At 63.4% G+C, this 15,813-nt stretch carries 16 protein-coding genes and 2 pseudogenes; 10 read left to right on the forward strand and 8 right to left on the reverse strand.

Features of this window, described 5'->3' with window-relative positions:
* The 5 genes and pseudogenes from M8J71_RS02450 to M8J71_RS02470 form a co-directional block, all read left to right on the forward strand.
* A pseudogene (locus M8J71_RS02450) lies at positions 1–234 on the forward strand (hypothetical protein); the annotation flags it as partial.
* 572 nt (positions 235–806) lie between these two features.
* Positions 807–3,584 carry a heavy metal translocating P-type ATPase gene (locus tag M8J71_RS02455; RefSeq protein WP_256246432.1) on the forward strand — a complete coding sequence of 926 codons (2,778 nt, stop codon included), beginning with the start codon at positions 807–809 and terminating at the stop codon, positions 3,582–3,584.
* Positions 3,585–3,648: 64 nt separating this feature from the next.
* Positions 3,649–3,918, forward strand: a complete 270-nt coding sequence (locus tag M8J71_RS02460; protein WP_256246433.1) for a hypothetical protein — start codon at positions 3,649–3,651, stop codon at positions 3,916–3,918.
* 217 nt (positions 3,919–4,135) lie between these two features.
* Positions 4,136–4,303, forward strand: coding sequence for a YHS domain-containing protein (locus M8J71_RS02465; protein WP_256246434.1), 168 nt, complete (start codon positions 4,136–4,138; stop codon positions 4,301–4,303).
* A 279-nt stretch (positions 4,304–4,582) separates the two neighbouring features.
* On the forward strand, positions 4,583–5,905 hold the full coding sequence (locus M8J71_RS02470; RefSeq protein WP_256246435.1) for an APC family permease: 1,323 nt from the start codon (positions 4,583–4,585) through the stop codon (positions 5,903–5,905).
* A gap of 113 nt (positions 5,906–6,018) precedes the next feature.
* Here the strand turns inward: M8J71_RS02470 and M8J71_RS02475 are convergent, their stop codons facing one another.
* Positions 6,019–6,408 (reverse strand): heavy metal-responsive transcriptional regulator, encoded by a 390-nt coding sequence (locus tag M8J71_RS02475; RefSeq protein WP_256246547.1) that lies wholly within the window; start codon positions 6,406–6,408, stop codon positions 6,019–6,021.
* Between the two features lie 192 nt (positions 6,409–6,600).
* Between M8J71_RS02475 and merA the strand changes: the two genes are divergently transcribed.
* Together merA and M8J71_RS02485 are read left to right on the forward strand one after the other, a co-directional pair.
* Positions 6,601–8,046, forward strand: a complete 1,446-nt coding sequence (merA, locus tag M8J71_RS02480; RefSeq protein WP_256246436.1) for a mercury(II) reductase — start codon at positions 6,601–6,603, stop codon at positions 8,044–8,046.
* Positions 8,047–8,115: 69 nt separating this feature from the next.
* Complete coding sequence (locus tag M8J71_RS02485) at positions 8,116–8,637, forward strand: DinB family protein (protein WP_256246437.1); 522 nt, start codon at positions 8,116–8,118, stop codon at positions 8,635–8,637.
* Between the two features lie 230 nt (positions 8,638–8,867).
* On the opposite strand, the gene M8J71_RS02490 is transcribed toward M8J71_RS02485, so the two are convergent.
* Both M8J71_RS02490 and M8J71_RS02495 read right to left on the reverse strand, forming a co-directional pair.
* Positions 8,868–9,416 carry a DUF2269 domain-containing protein gene (locus M8J71_RS02490; RefSeq protein WP_256246438.1) on the reverse strand — a complete coding sequence of 183 codons (549 nt, stop codon included), beginning with the start codon at positions 9,414–9,416 and terminating at the stop codon, positions 8,868–8,870.
* Entirely contained in the window at positions 9,413–9,580 is a 168-nt protein-coding gene (locus M8J71_RS02495; RefSeq protein WP_256246439.1) for a hypothetical protein, read from the reverse strand. The genes M8J71_RS02490 and M8J71_RS02495 overlap by 4 nt, the downstream gene beginning before the upstream one ends.
* Before the next feature lie 84 nt (positions 9,581–9,664).
* Here M8J71_RS02495 and M8J71_RS02500 point away from each other — a divergent pair, with 84 nt between their 5' ends.
* Positions 9,665–10,243: a TetR/AcrR family transcriptional regulator gene (locus M8J71_RS02500; RefSeq protein ID WP_256246440.1), complete on the forward strand. Its 579-nt coding sequence runs from the start codon at positions 9,665–9,667 to the stop codon at positions 10,241–10,243.
* Positions 10,244–10,311: 68 nt separating this feature from the next.
* Here the strand turns inward: M8J71_RS02500 and M8J71_RS02505 are convergent, their stop codons facing one another.
* From M8J71_RS02505 to M8J71_RS02525, 5 genes are all read right to left on the reverse strand, one after another.
* The gene (locus M8J71_RS02505) at positions 10,312–10,719 is read right to left on the reverse strand and encodes a four-helix bundle copper-binding protein (protein ID WP_256246441.1); all 408 of its coding nucleotides are present in this window, start codon (positions 10,717–10,719) and stop codon (positions 10,312–10,314) included.
* Positions 10,720–10,819: 100 nt separating this feature from the next.
* A complete protein-coding gene (locus M8J71_RS02510; RefSeq protein ID WP_256246442.1) occupies positions 10,820–11,692 on the reverse strand; it encodes a F510_1955 family glycosylhydrolase in 873 nt (290 codons plus the stop codon).
* Between the two features lie 117 nt (positions 11,693–11,809).
* Complete coding sequence (locus M8J71_RS02515; RefSeq protein WP_256246548.1) at positions 11,810–12,451, reverse strand: DUF305 domain-containing protein; 642 nt, start codon at positions 12,449–12,451, stop codon at positions 11,810–11,812.
* A 144-nt stretch (positions 12,452–12,595) separates the two neighbouring features.
* Complete coding sequence (locus M8J71_RS02520) at positions 12,596–13,078, reverse strand: hypothetical protein (protein ID WP_256246443.1); 483 nt, start codon at positions 13,076–13,078, stop codon at positions 12,596–12,598.
* 435 nt (positions 13,079–13,513) lie between these two features.
* On the reverse strand, positions 13,514–13,831 hold the full coding sequence (locus tag M8J71_RS02525) for a heavy-metal-associated domain-containing protein (RefSeq protein ID WP_256246444.1): 318 nt from the start codon (positions 13,829–13,831) through the stop codon (positions 13,514–13,516).
* 385 nt (positions 13,832–14,216) lie between these two features.
* Here M8J71_RS02525 and M8J71_RS02530 point away from each other — a divergent pair.
* Positions 14,217–15,012, forward strand: a pseudogene (locus tag M8J71_RS02530) (NlpC/P60 family protein).
* A gap of 574 nt (positions 15,013–15,586) precedes the next feature.
* Complete coding sequence (locus M8J71_RS02535) at positions 15,587–15,760, forward strand: hypothetical protein (protein WP_256246445.1); 174 nt, start codon at positions 15,587–15,589, stop codon at positions 15,758–15,760.
* Positions 15,761–15,813: the final 53 nt, after the last annotated feature.

Raw genomic sequence — 15,813 nt, forward strand, 5'->3', positions numbered from 1 at the left:
AAACTCGGCGGCATCCGGCAATGGATTGAATCCGTCTTCGACCCCCTCAAGGGCCAACTCGGCCTCGAAGAACACGGCGGGCGGACCATGGCTGGCGTCTACGCCCGGGTGGCAGCCAGACTCCTCGTCCTCGCCGCAGGCATCTGGCACAACTGGCGCATCAATGCGCCCCGCAAGCGCTCACTCATTGCCTACGACCAAAATCCAATAGGACTTAATCATCTAGGCGCATGAAATACTATGGATTATAGTAGCGAGTGTGGCTTTCGTGAGATACTCCCTGATCCGGTTTGCCCTGTTCGCGCCGCTGTTGGCGTTGCTTGTCATCCTGCAACTGGGATGGTTGCCGGGCGTTCTCTTTGCGGCGCTAATTTCCTTCGCCACCAGCTACCTGTTCTTGACGAAGCAGTGTGATGTGGCCTCGGCCGTTCTGCCGCAGGCTCGTTTCTCGAGCCGAGCCAGGCCTTTTCAGGCCGTGAGGGAAAGGGGGGAGATGATGTGGTCGAGGGCCGCCTGGTGGATTCCCCTCCGGACTTCAGCCAGCAACTTCATTCAAAATAGGGATTCAGGAGTTCTCCCGGTATGCGGTCATGAAACCCAGCCGCCTTGGATTCTTTCAGGGTGGTCTCCACCCTTCAATCAGCTACCTGATCGCAATGAATGCCGTTTGCCGGTAGCGGCGGCTTCTCATTCAAGGCGTTCAGGGTCGGCTCAATTTAGTCCGCTCTGGCATAGGCAATCTCAGGGCTGTGCGAGCACTTGGTATTTGATGTAGAGCAGAGCTACGAAAGCAGGGAAAGAGCGAGATGGACATTATCGACCTGGTAGTTATTTTCACCGGCGCTGCGCTCATCGGCCTTTTGGCCTGGTATTTTTTTGCCCCCCGCAGTGCGGTCTCCGCTCAATTACGCGAAGGCGTGCAGCAGGTGGACATAGAAGTCCGGGGCGGTTACTCCCCTGATCTTGTCCGTGTTAGCGCTGGAGTCCCGGTCCGTCTGCGTTTCAACAGGCAGGACAACAGCGACTGCACCAGCCGTGTGGTTTTCCCGGACCTGCGTAAAAGCGTGTCTCTCGCGGCCTTCGACACCACCGCCGTTGATCTCCTTGTTGAAGAGCCTGGGGAGTACCCGTGGGCCTGTGGGATGAACATGCTCCATGGGAGGCTGATTGTTGAGTCCGGTGAGGTCGGAGCTGCTGCCGGTACTGAAGAGGCCGGCCGCGGCGCCCCAGTGCCCGCTTCCGAGCCAGCCGTGCCGCGGGACCGGGGCGGGGAGACAGCGCGGGCGGTTGGCGTTGGGCCTATGGTGGAGCGGCAGGACGGTCCTGTACGCGCCGAATTCATGCTTCCCGGCGCCCTGAGCAGCCTGCCCCGGGACAGCGGGCACGCGGAGGCGGCACTGCGCGGGATAGCGGGGGTGGACAGTGCCAACGTCAATTTCGGTGCCGAACGCGCAGTCGTGCTGTACGACCCGACCCAGGCCGAGGTTACAGCCCTTGAACAAGCCTTAACCGAAGCCACGGGTTTCCCCGCCCGGCTGCGCGTCGACCCTGGCTCCTCTGGGACGGAAGACGCGGAAGCCGCGGCGCGTGAGGATGAACTGAAGGATCTGCGCTGGCGGGTCGGGCTGGGCACGGTCCTCACGCTGCCGGTGCTGTACGCGGTCATGGGAGAGCACTTCCTCGGAGACCAGTACGTGCCGGATATCCTGCAAAGCCCGTTAAACCAGCTGCTGCTGACACTGCCGGTCATGTTCGTCGTGGGCTGGCCCATCCACCGCATCGGCTGGCGGGCCCTGGCCAACCGCTCCGCGGAAATGAACAGCCTCATCACGCTGGGCACCACGGCTGCCTTCGGCTACAGCCTGGTGGTAACCTTCGCCCCGCAGCTTCTCCCGCCGGATGTGCGCGAGGTCTACTACGAGGTGGTGTCCTTCATTATCACAGTGATCCTGCTGGGCCGCCTGGTGGAGGCCTGGGCCCGGGCGGGTACAGGTAACGCCATCCGGGCGCTTGTAGCGCTCACCCCGGCAACCGCGAAGGTGCTCCGGGACGGACAGGAAATTGAGACGGCCGTCGAAGACGTCCAGCCCGGGGACGAGATCCGCGTCCGTCCAGGTGAAAAGATCCCGGTCGACGGTGAGGTGATCGATGGCCGCTCGGCAGTGGACGAGTCCATGGTCACCGGTGAGAGCGTGCCCGTAACCAAGCAGGCCGGGGACACCGTCATCGGCGCAACGGTCAACAGCACCGGTGTGTTCACGATGCGCGCCACCCGGGTCGGGGCCGACACAGCCCTGGCACAGATCATCAAGCTCGTCCAGGAAGCCCAAAGCTCCAAGGCTCCGATCCAACGGTTGGCCGACGCTGTGTCCGGATACTTCGTGCCCGCCGTCGTCTTCATCGCAATAGTTACGTTTGTCCTCTGGTTCACGGTGGGCGATTCCCTGTCCCTGGCCGTCGTTGCCGCCGTCAGCGTGCTGATCATCGCCTGCCCCTGCGCACTGGGGCTCGCCACTCCGCTGTCGATCATGGTCGCCAGCGGCAAGGGAGCCTCCCTCGGGGTCCTGGTGAAGAGCGCCGCCGCGCTGGAAACAGTACACAAGCTCCACACCGTCGTGCTGGACAAAACAGGGACGCTGACCCGAGGGAAGCCGGCCCTGACAGACACCGCCCCCGCCCAGGGCTTCGACACCGGCGAACTGATGCGCCTCGCCAGTGCAGCGGAAGCCGACAGCGAACATCCCCTTGCCGCGGCCATCGTCAGCGGTGCCCGCGAAAAAACCGGAAACCTTCCGCAGGCAACGGCGTTCGACTCCGTCACCGGCAAGGGCATCCGTGCCACAGTGGAAAACCGGGAGGTGTTGATCGGGAACTCCCGGCTGCTCTCCGATGCAGACATCGACATTTCCGGGCTGCAGCCTGACGCCGAACGTTTCGCACATGAGGGCAAAACCGCGATGTATGTCGCCGTGGATGGACAGCCAGCCGGTGTCCTCGCCGTCGCAGACACCCTTAAGCCCGACTCCGTCGAGGCCGTCGCGGAACTGCGCCGGCGCGGACTTGAGGTTGTCATGATCACCGGAGACAACCGGTCCACGGCTGAAGCGATCGCCCGGCAAACCGGCATCGAACGGGTCCTTGCCGACGTGCTGCCCGAGGACAAATCAGCTGAAATCCGTGCGCTTCAGGACGAGGGAAAGCTTGTGGCCATGGTCGGTGACGGCATTAATGACGCCCCCGCCCTGGCCCAAGCCGATGTCGGGATCGCCATCGGAACCGGAACCGACGTGGCCATCGAGGCCGCAGACGTGACGCTCATGTCCGGGGAGCTATCCGGGCTGGGCAAGACTGTCGCTCTGTCCCGGGCCACGATGCGCAACATCCGGCAGAACCTCGTACTCGCCTTCGGCTACAACACCGCAGCCATCCCTCTGGCGGCCGGGCTGCTCTACCCGTGGACCGGAGCGCTGCTCTCTCCGATGGTCGCTGGCGCCGCCATGGCCCTTTCCAGCATCAGCGTTGTGGTCAACTCCAGCCGCCTGAATGCCTTCAAGCCACCCGCGGCCGGGAAACAAAGTCCATGACAACGACGGGGAAGACTCGTCCACGCAACATGCAATCGTTTGTTACCGGAAAGGAGAGGCTGGCATGTTCGATTGTGGAGCCGTCGGCACGATGATGGGAATGATGGGCGGCGGCATGATGGCCTTCGGGATCCTGCTGACCTTGGCCCTGTTGGTCCTGGCTGTCCTTGGTATCTGGGCTCTCATCGTTTGGCTGCGGATCAATCGAACTGCCGGTAGGACGTTGGCCCGGGACGGTCGTGACCGTGCCCGGGAGATGCTGGACGAACGGTACGCCGGGGGAGAACTGAGCACTGAAGAATATCGGGAACGGCTTGAAGTTCTTAGCGAGTAGGCGCGGCCGGTCTCGGCCCCGCATATGAGGCCCCAGGTAGGCATAAGGGCCGCGATCCCGCAGCGAGGTGTAGAGCGGGCCCGAAGGTACACCTCGTGATGCTTCCGTAACTCTTCCACGTGGTCCTATGCTCGTGGCAACAAAAACTAGTCCCCTTACCGCCTGCCAGCAACCAATCCTGATGGCGGAAAGGGGCCGATAGAGAAGGAGCGAATACATGTCCAACACATCAGAGAAGGTAACCGATCCCGTCTGCGGAATGACCGTAGACCCCGCTACCGCAGCAGCCAGCGCCGAGCACGAAGGCCGGACTTACTACTTCTGCTCGCAGACCTGCGCGACCAGTTTCAAGGCCAACCCAGCACAGTACACCGCAGGAGTATGACCATCCGCGCCCCCAGCGAGGGCGCCTGGTCCTGCACAACTAGACATAACCGGTTAACGCGCATCGGAGCAGCATATGGGCGTGATTCGGGCTGCCCATGTGTTCACGGTCAGTGTCATCGCGAAAGACCACATCATTAGAAGGGCTGGCTTGAGTCCGGCAGACCCGATACGCCAGAAACAGAGCCGGTCGTCGGCGGCAATCCTGTCGCGTTGGCACCGTGAATGAATCTCTTCCCGCTCTTGTGACCCCGTCGAGTGATTGAACGAAAGGACCAGCGTGGGAGAAGAATCGACGCCGCAGGGCGGACAGAAACTGTCTTTGACAGGGTCGGTGGCATTAGGCACCGGGGTCATGATTGGAGCCGGAATTTTTGCCCTTGTGGGCCAGGTCGCCGAACTTGCCGGCGGCTGGATTCCTTGGGCGTTCTTTGCCGGCGCCGTAGTGGTGGCGTACAGCTCGTACTCCTACATCCGGTACTCCGCCACGAACCCATCCTCGGGCGGAATTGCCATGCTCCTCAAAGCCGCCTACGGTCCCGGTATCGTTGCCGGCTCATTTTCGCTGTTCATGTATGTGTCAATGATCCTGGCCGAGAGTCTGCTGGGCCGCACGTTCGCTACCTATCTATTGCGCCCATTCGGGATGCAGTCCTCGGCGCTGTGGGTTCCGGTTTTGGCCGTGGTTGCCATCGCTGCCGCAGCGCTGGTGAACCTGGTCGGCAACCGGTGGGTGGAGCGTTCCTCTACAGTCACAGCAGCAATCAAAATCCTCGGGATAGCAGTCCTTGCCATCGCGGGGATCCTGTCCGCCGGAGTCTCCTCCCTGGGCCGGCTGTTCACCACCGCAGACCGCACCCCGCCGGAAGCGGGGTGGCTGGGCTTCCTGGCGGGAGTCACCCTGTGCATTCTGGCGTACAAGGGATTCACCACCATCACCAACCAGGGCGCGGACCTGCGCGAGCCCAAGCGCAACATCGGCCGTGCCATTATGATCGCTATCAGCCTGTGCACCGCGCTCTACCTGCTGATCACCGTCGCAGTCACCGGCAGCCTCACCGTCCCGCAGATCCTTGAGGCCCGGGATTATGCCCTCGCCGAGGCGGCTGAACCGACCTTCGGGACCTGGGGTGTGAGGCTCACCGTGATGATCGCCGTGGTCGCCACGATCTCCGGGCTGGTGGCCAGCCTCTTCTCGGTTTCCAAGCTCTACGACATGCTCCGTGACATGGGCCAGGCCCCAGGCCTGCCCGGAGAAAAACGACACCAGTCGCTGTTCATCACCGCAGGACTGGCCATCATCATGGCCGCCTTCTTTGACCTGTCTCAAATAGCTTCCCTTGGTGCCATCTTTTACCTGGCCATGGATATTGCCGTCCACTGGGGCATCATCCGGCACCTGAAGGATGACGTTCAGGCCAAGACCTGGATCCCCTGGACTGCCATCATGCTCGACATCGTCGTCCTGGTGCCCTTCCTGATCCTTAGGGCGCAGTCGGCCCCATTCACCCTGGTCATTACGGCGGCGGTAGCCCTGATCATCCTGACGGCCCAATGGCTTGTGGTATGGCACCGAGACAGAGACAGCGCCCCCATGCAATAAGCAGCGTCAACACCTTATCCATACCTGCTTAAGAAATGCATTAGTTATCCCAGGCAACCCGGCCAGCACGTTCGGCTATCTCTACAATTGCAGCAGGGAGATACAGACGGCCGTCAGATGTAGCTGCAGATCTGTTCTGGATCGCAGTTTTCGGGGTCTGCTGCCTCGATCGTCCTGAAATGTTCGGCGACGGTGGCTCGTAGCGCAGTTAGTTCCGCGATTGTCTTGTCCAGATCGATGAGTTGCTGGCCGAGTACGTCTCGTACTCGGGTGCATGGGGTTGTGCCGCTATCCCGGATGTGGAGAATTCCTTGGATCTGCGCCAGCGTCAGTCCGGCGCTTTGGCAACGGCGGATGAATTCCAAGCGGCTGATCGTGTCGGGGCCATACTCGCGATAACCATTGGCGGAACGTTCAGCTGGCGGGAGCAGGCCTCGATCCTCATAGAATCTGATCGTCTTGCTTGTTAGGCCGGCAGCAGCAGCGGCCTCTCCTATTCGCATCTGGGTCCTTAATCTCACTCCCAAAACTTCTTTATCCTTCCACGCTACTGGAAGGCTGTGGCCGATCGGCAGGATCCAACTCACGAGCTGCGGCCCGGACTTGACCTTCCCGTGCAGGGGAAGGTGCAGACTGAGGACAGCACGCAAAATAGGACGATTTTGGGTGTTCACGCAAAAGTAGCTGGAGGACCAATGGCTGGTGCAGCACCGCAAGATTTTGATTTGGCCGTCATTGGTTCGGGCGGCGGAGCCTTTGCTGCCGCGATCCGTGCAACGAATCTTGGCAAGCGGGTCGTGATGATCGAGCGGTCAACAGTGGGCGGGACGTGCGTGAACACTGGCTGCGTGCCCTCAAAGGCCCTGCTGGCCGCCGCTGAAGCCCGGCACGTCGCGTTGGACGGTACTGGTCGGTTCCCCGGGATCAGCACCTTAGCCGGCCCTGTGGACATGGGCGCGCTCATGGAAAGCAAGAGGGCACTGGTTGAAGGTATGCGCTCGGATAAGTACGTGGATCTGGCCGCCGATTACGGGTGGGACCTGCGCCATGGCACTGCCGGGTTCGCCGGCACCCCGGAAGAACCGACCTTGGAAATCACCGGAGCTGACGGCGCCCGCGACTCCCTGACCGCTGCCCATTATCTCGTCGCAACCGGCTCGGCCCCATGGGCACCGCCGGTGCCGGGACTGGACAAGGTGGATTACCTGACCTCGACCACGGCCATGGAGCTAGACGAGGTCCCTGAGTCTCTGATCGTCTTTGGAGGCGGGTACGTGGCTTTGGAGCAGGCGCAGCTTTTTGCTCTCCTCGGATCAAAAGTGACCATATTGGCCCGCTCCCGGCTTGCCTCGCAGGAGGAACCGGAGGCTTCCCGCGCCCTGGTGAGTGTCTTCGCCGACGAGGGCATCCGGGTCGTCCGCCGCGCAGCAGTGACATCGGTCCGGGCGGACGCGGCCGGCTCCGAGGTCATTGTCACGGCCACAGTGGCCGGGGGCCAGGAGGAGTTCCGTGCCGCGAAGCTACTGGTGGCCACGGGACGCCGGGCCGTCACCGACGGGCTGAACCTTGACGCGGTGGGCGTCAAAACCGGTGACACCGGCCAGATCCTGGTCGAGAAAACCCTGGTCAGCTCCAACCCCAGGATCTGGGCTGCCGGGGACGTGACCGGGCACCGGGAATTCGTCTACGTTGCGTCCGCGCACGGGACGTTGATGGTGGAGAACGCCTTCGGAAACGCCGGCCGCGAGGTCGACTACCGGCACCTGCCCCGCGTCACGTTCACCAGCCCGGCCCTGGCAGCGGTCGGGATGACCGACAGGGAAGCCAACGAGGCGGGTCTCCGATGCGAGTGCCGGGTGCTGTCGTTAGAGTACGTGCCACGGGCACTGGTGAACCGGGATACCCGCGGCTTCATCAAAATCGTCGCTGACAGCAGCACCGGGCGCATCCTTGGAATCACAGCGGTCGGCAAGGAAGCCGGAGACCTCGCCGCCGCGGGGGTGTACATCCTCGAGGCCGGCATGACGGTAGACCAGGTAGCGAACCTTTGGTCTCCGTACCTGACCATGGCCGAAGGCATCAAAATCGCCGCGCAATCCTTCACGACCGACGTCTCCAAACTGTCCTGCTGCGCCTCGTAAGGCGCGGTACTCTTCCGTTCGGGTGCCGTGACCGGCAAGTAAACGAGCAAGGGGCGAACTGGAGGGAACATGGAACCGACCAAGGAAGACATCCTGACCGAATACCGGCGGGCACGAGCCGACCTTGATGCGTTGCTGTCGGGCGCCACTGCCGCCGAGCTTGGCCGCAAGAGCAACGGCACCAAGTGGACAAATGAGGAACTACTCTTCCACATGGTCTTCGGCTACATGGTCGTCCGCGCACTGCTCCGGCTAGTCCACCTCATCAGTCGACTGCCAAGTGGCGCCGGCGGTGCCTTCGCTTCACTCTTAAACGCGGGCACCCGCCCCCTTCACATCGTGAATTACTGGGGCTCCCGGGCTGCAGCCCTGTACTTCAACAACCGACGGATGTCCGCGAGACTGGACAAGACCATCCGCGCCATCACACGCAGGATGGACCGCGAGAGCCAGGAATCGCTCTCCAGGTCAATGCCGTTCCCAGATCGGTGGGACCCTTTTTTCACTCCCGCCATGACGCTCAGGGACGTCTACGCGTACCCCACAAAACACTTTGACTTTCACGCCAGGCAACTCAGCCTTAAGCGCTGAGGCACTCTGCCTCGTTTGCCTGCTCGAGAAGATCGCCCCGGTGCAGACCCGTAACCGGTGGGTAAGGCAAAATCACGGCAAAGAGTTTTCCGCTAGGTTCCGCTAGGTGGTGTCTGCAAGCCTTCGGTATCTGGCTGGGGAGTCAAGCCTCCGTTGACTCGCTCGGAGCGGTGCGCCGGCTGCGAAACGAACCTCATGGATGCCCAGCCCGCGGCCAGGTCTCCCCGCTCCTATGCGTTGGCGCCCTTGGCTGACCGGGTCTGAGCCTGTTGTTTGTCCAGGACTTTTTGTCCGTGCCGGGTCAGTCCGCGGGGTTTGTAGACGGACAGGATGCTTGTGACGAGCAGTGCCAGTATCGCCGCTCCGGCGTCGGCGACGAGTTGGATCCTCATCCCGTTCATGTCCGAGGGCCCGAGCTCTGCCGCCACGGCCATTTCGGCCATTGCGGTGACCGGTTGGAGATGTACGAGCAACAGGGCCGTGGCCAGGGCGGTGATGATGAGTTTAATCAGGACCCAGTAGTGCCGGAACAGGCCCCACACACTGCCAAGGCCCTGGACGATGCCGGAGATCAGGGAGGCCAAGCTGAGCGGGAAGATCATCATCCAGCCGATGAGGTTCATGCCCACGTAGGCCGCGCGGACCAGCTGCGGGTCCGTCGACGTCAGGCCTGAGATGGCCAGCACCAGGAACGCGGCGATGGCGCCGAGCCAGCCCACGGAGGAGAGGATGTGGACGGTCAGGGCTGCCTTGCGCACCCCGGGGGGCATGATTTTCATGGCGTGTGGTTCATGACCGTTCCGCCACTGAAGTGCATGACCGCAATGGCGACCACCAGCACGGCAGCAGCGACCAGAAATCCCTTCACCCACAGCGGCGTCTTGTGCCGGGGGGTTTCTCTGCTCTTAGTGCCTGGATGGGGGTTGGGCCCGGGGTTTGTCATGATGATCCTCCGATAGATTTTATAAAACAGTATGTATCGCAACCGCCACTATGTCTATTCTGTGTCAGACTGTAGCATTCGGGTATGCCCAAGCTCTGGAACGAAACCATCGAAAGTCACCGGGATGCTGTCCGGCGGGCAGTACTTGATGCCGCCGCGCAGCTGGTGGCGGGGCAGGGCGTGGGGGCCGTTACGATGTCGGCGATTGCGCAGAGCGCCGGTATTGGCCGGGCGACCTTGTACAAGTACTTCCCGGACGTTGAGTCCATCGTGCGGGCCTGGCACGAGCGCCAGATCGAGGCCCACCTGGCAGAGTTGGTCCGGGTCAGGGACAGCACCGAAGGAGCCCGGCGGCAGCTTGAGGCGGTGCTGCACGCGTACGCTTTCCTCTCACACTCCGGGCGGGGGGATGCCGGGGCGGCATGGCTGCACCAGGGCGGCCACGGCAGCCATGCCCGGCACAACCTCCAAGCGTTCCTGGCAGGGCTCATTGAACAGGGCGCAGATACGGGCCAGTTCCGCACGGACGTGGCCCCGGAGGAACTGGCTGCCTTTTGCCTGCACGCCCTTGAAGCCTCGGCGGGGCTGGCTACACCTGAGGCCGTGCTCCGGCTGGTGAATGTCACCCTGGACGCCTTGAACCCGGCTCCGGACGGCCGGTGAATACAAGCCTTGTACCCGGCTCCGGCCCGCCGGTGAATTAAAAGCAGGACAGCAACCGCGGTGACTCGTTAGCCTGCAGCGAGCAGGACACCGCACGCGGCTTCGCAGCGCCGGCAGGCTTCGGCGCAGATCCGGCAGTGCTCGTGCATCTCCGCGTGCTTTTCGCATTCTTCAGCGCAGGCGGCGCACGCTGCCCGGCAGGCTTCCAGCACTGCCGGGGTGATGGGGGACTGCCCGCCGGTCTGCCGGGTCAGGATGTTCCCTGTGGCGGCGCAGATGTCGGCGCAGTCAAGATCTGTCCGGATGCAGGTGGTGAGTCCGGCGACCATGTCTTCGCCCAGACACGCGTCGGCGCAGGCCGCGCAGGTTTGGGCGCATTCGAAGCAGGCCGCGATACAGTCGGCCAGGCTGTCCCGGTTCGGGGCCGTGTTTGCCTTGGGGTGGGCGTTGAGCATGGCGCTGACGTGGTGGCTCATGGGGTGGCTCCTGTCGCTGGGAGAGGGGCGGCCGGGCCGTTCCCGGCCGTCCCCTTCACCCTAGACCCGCGCCGGTACGCCCGACAGGTCCGGAATCGGGCTATTGGGCGTTTGCTGGCCGGAACGTCATTCCTCCGTCCGTGGAGGAAACAACCCCGCCCGGGGTGGCAGCCCAAATCCCCAGGCTGCCGTCGTCGCCCTTGACGGCGGCGATGGCCAACACTTGGGCTTCGACGCGGCCCTTCTTCGTCCAGGTCTCCCCGGCGTCGGTGGAGTAGTGCACCGTGCCGTTGGGCTCAACCCCGACGGCTTCGGTCGGGTTCGCGAAGGCGGCGAACTGGATCACAGGGCCGTCGGCCAATGGTTTCCAGGTGGTGCCGGCGTCGGTGGAGCGTTGGATTCCCTCCTGGGTGGTGGCCAGAACGGTATCGCTGCCGGGGTGCCCGGCCAGGACTGCAGGTTTCCATCCGGCTGACACGGTTTTCCAGGTCCTGCCATCCGGGCTGGTGCGCAGTGTCCCATCAAACGCGACGATTCCGGATTTGACGGTGGTCATGGCGTGGAAGTCGGATTCACCCTGCCGGGAGAGCTGTTCCCAGGTTTTGCCGCCGTCGGAGGACTTCAGCAGGCCCATGGGCTCGGGCAGGTCCGATCCGGGGCCAGGGTGGCCGGAGGCATAAAACGGGCCCTGGGCGCCCCCGGTGGTGAAGCCCATCAGGTCGTTGGTGGCACCGATTTTGGTGGCCGGGGACTTGGTGACATCGAAGAGGCCGTCGTGGGTGGCCATCAGCACCTGGCCGGTCTGGCCGTTCGCACTCAGGCCGTGGACGTGGGAGCTGGGAAGACCCGAGGCGGGCGTGGACTGGGCGGTGCTGCTACCCGGTGTGGCGGTTGTTGAGCCCGGGGCGCAGGCAGTCAGGGTAAGCAGGAGCGCGGCTGCGGCGATGGCCGCCGCGGGCCGGACACGGGTCATAAGGTGGGGACGGGTTAAAGAGTGCAGGTGCACGGGAAACTCCAAAGGGGTGGGCCGGGAAATGTTTGTGGGAGGGCGCCGGCCCCCCAGAGGGGGCCGGCGCCGGTGGCGTGCAGGCTACAGGGCGGCCAGGAGGTTTTTCATTTCCTGGATTTCGGCTTCCTGGGCACTGACGATGTCTTTGCTGAGCTGGACCGCGTCAGCGTTCTTGCCGTCGGTGGTTTCGGTTTTGGCCATCATGACGGCCCCTTCATGGTGGGCGATCATTTGGGTGAGGAACATTTTGGCCGCCTCGGTGCCTTGCGCGGATTCAAGTTTGGCCATGTCGTCCTCGCCCATCATCCCGGACATGTTGTGGGTCGAAGGCATGTTGGTGGGCATCATCGTGGGCTGGCCCCAGCTCGCCAGCCAGCCGGTCATCTTCTCGATCTCCGGCCCCTGGGCGGCCTTGATCCTGGTGGCCAGGTCCGTCACGGCCGCGGGAATGCCTTCCTTCTTGAGGATGACCTCGCTCATGGCCACGGCCTGGGTGTGGTGGGGGATCATCATCTGCGCGAACATGGTGTCCGCGTCATTGAAGTCCGCCGAGGCTGCCGGTGTCGTTGCGGGGGCTGAGGCCGATGGCATCGCCGAGCTGCCGTGGTTCATGCCGGGTGTGCTGCTGTTCGCCGGACTTCCTGCTTCAGTGCCGGCGGCGCATCCGGCGAGGGCTATTGCCGCGGCGATCGCGGCAGCGGAAATGGTCAGGGTTTTTTTCATCATGGAAATCAGGGTCCTCAAAAGTATCAGCGGCGCTTCGGGGCGCTTTGGACGTTGCGTGCAGTAGCGGCCCGGCCGGGAGCCGGGCTGTCCTGCTGCTGGCTGGACGGTGCGCCGGCAGGGCCAGGGCGCAAAAGTGCCGGTTTACGTCCGGCTGATACAGAGCTCGCCGGGGGAGGGACTGTCCGGTGAGTAGGAATAGCGGGTCCCGGCCACTGCACGGCCCGCCGCATCAGGCAGAGCGGATGGTGCCGTTCCCGGCACCGGGGCTGTCAGGGGTGGGTTTCCCGGGGACAGCACACAGGCATTGTCCATGGCGGACATCTCGGGGCAGGACCCCGCAGGCGAACAGGAGGAGGAAGACGAACCGGCTGCCGCGTCGGTGACTGCTGCCCCGTCCGGTACCCGTCCTGGGCCATCGCCGGCGTTGCCGCCGGTCGGGGTGTCGTGCATCTGCGCCATGGCCGGGCCGGCAGCTGCTGCGGGCATGCCGGGCATCGCGGTCATGCTGTGCGTGTCGGTCATGATGTGCATGCCGAAAATTCCGGCGATGATGGCCAGGGCCACCATCAGGAAGCCTGCACGAAGGAGAAAAACGGTGACGCGGCCACGCGATACAGCCCTCACGACGTTCCTCCCTGCAATGCCGGTTCGATGGTCTTAAGCCTACCGGCAGAAAGTTTTGCTGCCAGTCATGGCCCTTCGGTTCAACCTGCCTGGGAGGGATTGAGTTTCACCCTCCGCAGCAGCTGGGCGTTCAGTGCCACCACGATGGTGGAAACGGACCTCAGCACCGCGCCTGCTGCCGGGGACAGCACGACTCCGGCGAAGGTAAGGACGTTATTGCCGGCCAGGACAACCCCTGGTGGTGGCTGTGGCTGCGCTCGGTAACCGTGACGGTGGTGGCCTATGCGGGGGAGCGTTGCGTTCAGTGGCGGGCGCGTGCCCGTCGTTGTGCCCTGCGTGGCCGCCGCCGTGGGGCGGGGTGTGGCCTTCCATGGTTTCCTACTTGAGAGGAGACTCCGCTTCCTCCGGCAGGTTCGCTGCCAGGGGAGGTCGGAGTCAGTTGCTGATGAGTGTGTAGCCGGCGGAGGTAACAGCCTCACGCACAGCGGAATCGTCGGCTTTGCCGCCGACAATCAGTCGGGAACGGCCGCCCGGAACGAGGTCAACAGAGGCGGACTCCACACCCTCAAGGGCGGAGACGGCCTTTTCAACGGTCTGGACGCAGTGCCCGCAGGTCAGACCCTCCAGTGCGAATACGGCGTCACTGGTCCCAGCGGCCGTGGAGGGTGCAGACGAGGCTTCGGTTGAGCAGCAGCCGCAACCTGTAGCGGCAGAGACGAGTGGTAGTTCGGTACGGTTTTCAGTTCCACACATGTCAGTTTTCATTCCTTGAAGATGAAGGATCGATGGGTGCTGGGGTTGAACGGCTGTGAAGCCGGTGCGGGACACCGGCCGGGACATACCACTTCACTGACAACACCTTGAATATACCCCTAGGGGGTATATTCTGCAAGCCTCAAACGGGAACGTCAGCTGCCGAGTTACGCAAATGACCATTGTTGCTGTTGTGACGTAAGGTCTGAAGCCGTGCCGGTTTCTCAAATGCGGCACTCCTGGGAAGACTTTGCCTCAGCTCTGCCGCTGCCCGGGGATCCGTTCGCAGTATTTGTCTGGCAGAGATTCGTGCATCACCACGGCCGGGCGTGTCTCCCATCCGAATCCGACAGCCAGCCTCGCAGGCAGTGGGAGAGGCCCTTTCATGCCTATTCGCCGTGCTCACGGCCGCCGCCGCGCGGTCCCTGTCCAGACCAATGCCCTTGCGGTCCTGTCCAAATCCGTTGCTGAGAACGCCAGTGGTGTGGGCCGCCAGGCCGCCGTCATTGCAGCAGCCTCCGGCCTCGTTCTGACCAGCGGCATCGCCGCGCAGGCAGCGGACGCCCCAACCCAGCGAGACGCGGAGCCGACCTCGACCCTGGAGCTCGCCAGCCAGGTCCAGACCCCGCTCAGCGCAGACGCCACCGTTCAGATCGCCTTCGAGCGTCCTGCCGTGAAGACGACGCCGGCGCCGGTCGTGGAAGCACCCAAGCCGGTCGCCGTCGAGACCCCCAAGGCCGCCGTTACCGCGGCGCCTGTGGTTGCGAAGGCAGCTGCTGCCGCCCCGGCCAAGGCACAGGGCACCGTCACCCCGGCTGCTGCCGCACCCGCTGCGCCGGTGGCCGCCCCGGCAGTCGGCGGAATCAACGCCACCATGGTGTCCTCCGCCTACGCCCAGATCGGCATGATTCAGGACTGCACGAGACTGGTCGAAAATGCCCTGAATGCTGCAGGGATCCCGGTCGGTGACCTTGGCCCGATGCAAGTTCATGAACTATGGCACTGTCGTCTCCGATCCCGAGCCCGGTGACATGGTCATGCAGCCCGGCCACGTGGGTATTTACGTCGGTAACGGCCAGGTCCTCAGCTCCGGCCTGAACGGCAAGAACGAAACCGCCGTCCACCCCCTGTCCTGGATGACCTCAAAGGGCGCCGTCACCTTCGTCCGCGCAGGCAAATAGAAACTACTGAAGGCCGGTGATTCAATGCCTTGGGGGCAATGAATCACCGGTCTTCGGCATGTCCCGATGCCGGTCAAAACGTTGCCGGCGGCTACGCACATAAGGAAGCAGGACCAGAAGCGCCGCAGTGATGAACACCAGCTGCTTGAGCGTCCGGGGCAGCAGCGCTGTTGCGGGTTCACCACTGAGCGTGAGCCCAGCCAAAGCTGCGTAGACGTTGGCAGGGAAAATCGCCAGCTGGGTGCGGCGCGGTCTTCGGCCATCGCTGGCCAGGGCATCGCGTACCCCGTCGAAGGGAGCGGGAAATCGGTGTACGGACGGGATTCGCCGATGCGGGCCAAGGTAAGGCCCGCGCGTCCCGGCGCAGGGTGAACGTGATCCGGGAACTGTATCCAGAAAAACTGCTGCGCGCCTTCTCCCGATACCCCCTGGGGGTATATAGTGAAGGCGTTGATATGTTCAGCTGCCCTTGGTTGAGCTTCGAAGCCCGAGGGCAGCATTGGGGTGAATCCCTAGTCCGGCCCCTAACTAATCAAGCTCTTACTGGCGATTCCTCGTTACGGAAGGACTGCTCATGGCACCCCTGATCACTCTCGTTGCAGTAACGCTGCTGCTGCGGCTGGCAGGTGCCGCCGGAATGTCTGGACTGCGGTCCTGGCATATGAGCCTGCGCGGCGGCCTGGCCGCGATGTTCTTCCTGACTGGGGCCTCCCATTCACGTCAATGCGCGCGGACTTTATTGCCATAATTCCGCCGGCTCTTCCGTATCCGGATCTACTGGTCACGGTGAGCGGGGCGCTG

Origin of the sequence: Pseudarthrobacter sp. R1, assembly GCF_024494415.1 — a bacterium.
Classification (GTDB): Bacteria; Actinomycetota; Actinomycetes; order Actinomycetales; family Micrococcaceae; genus Arthrobacter.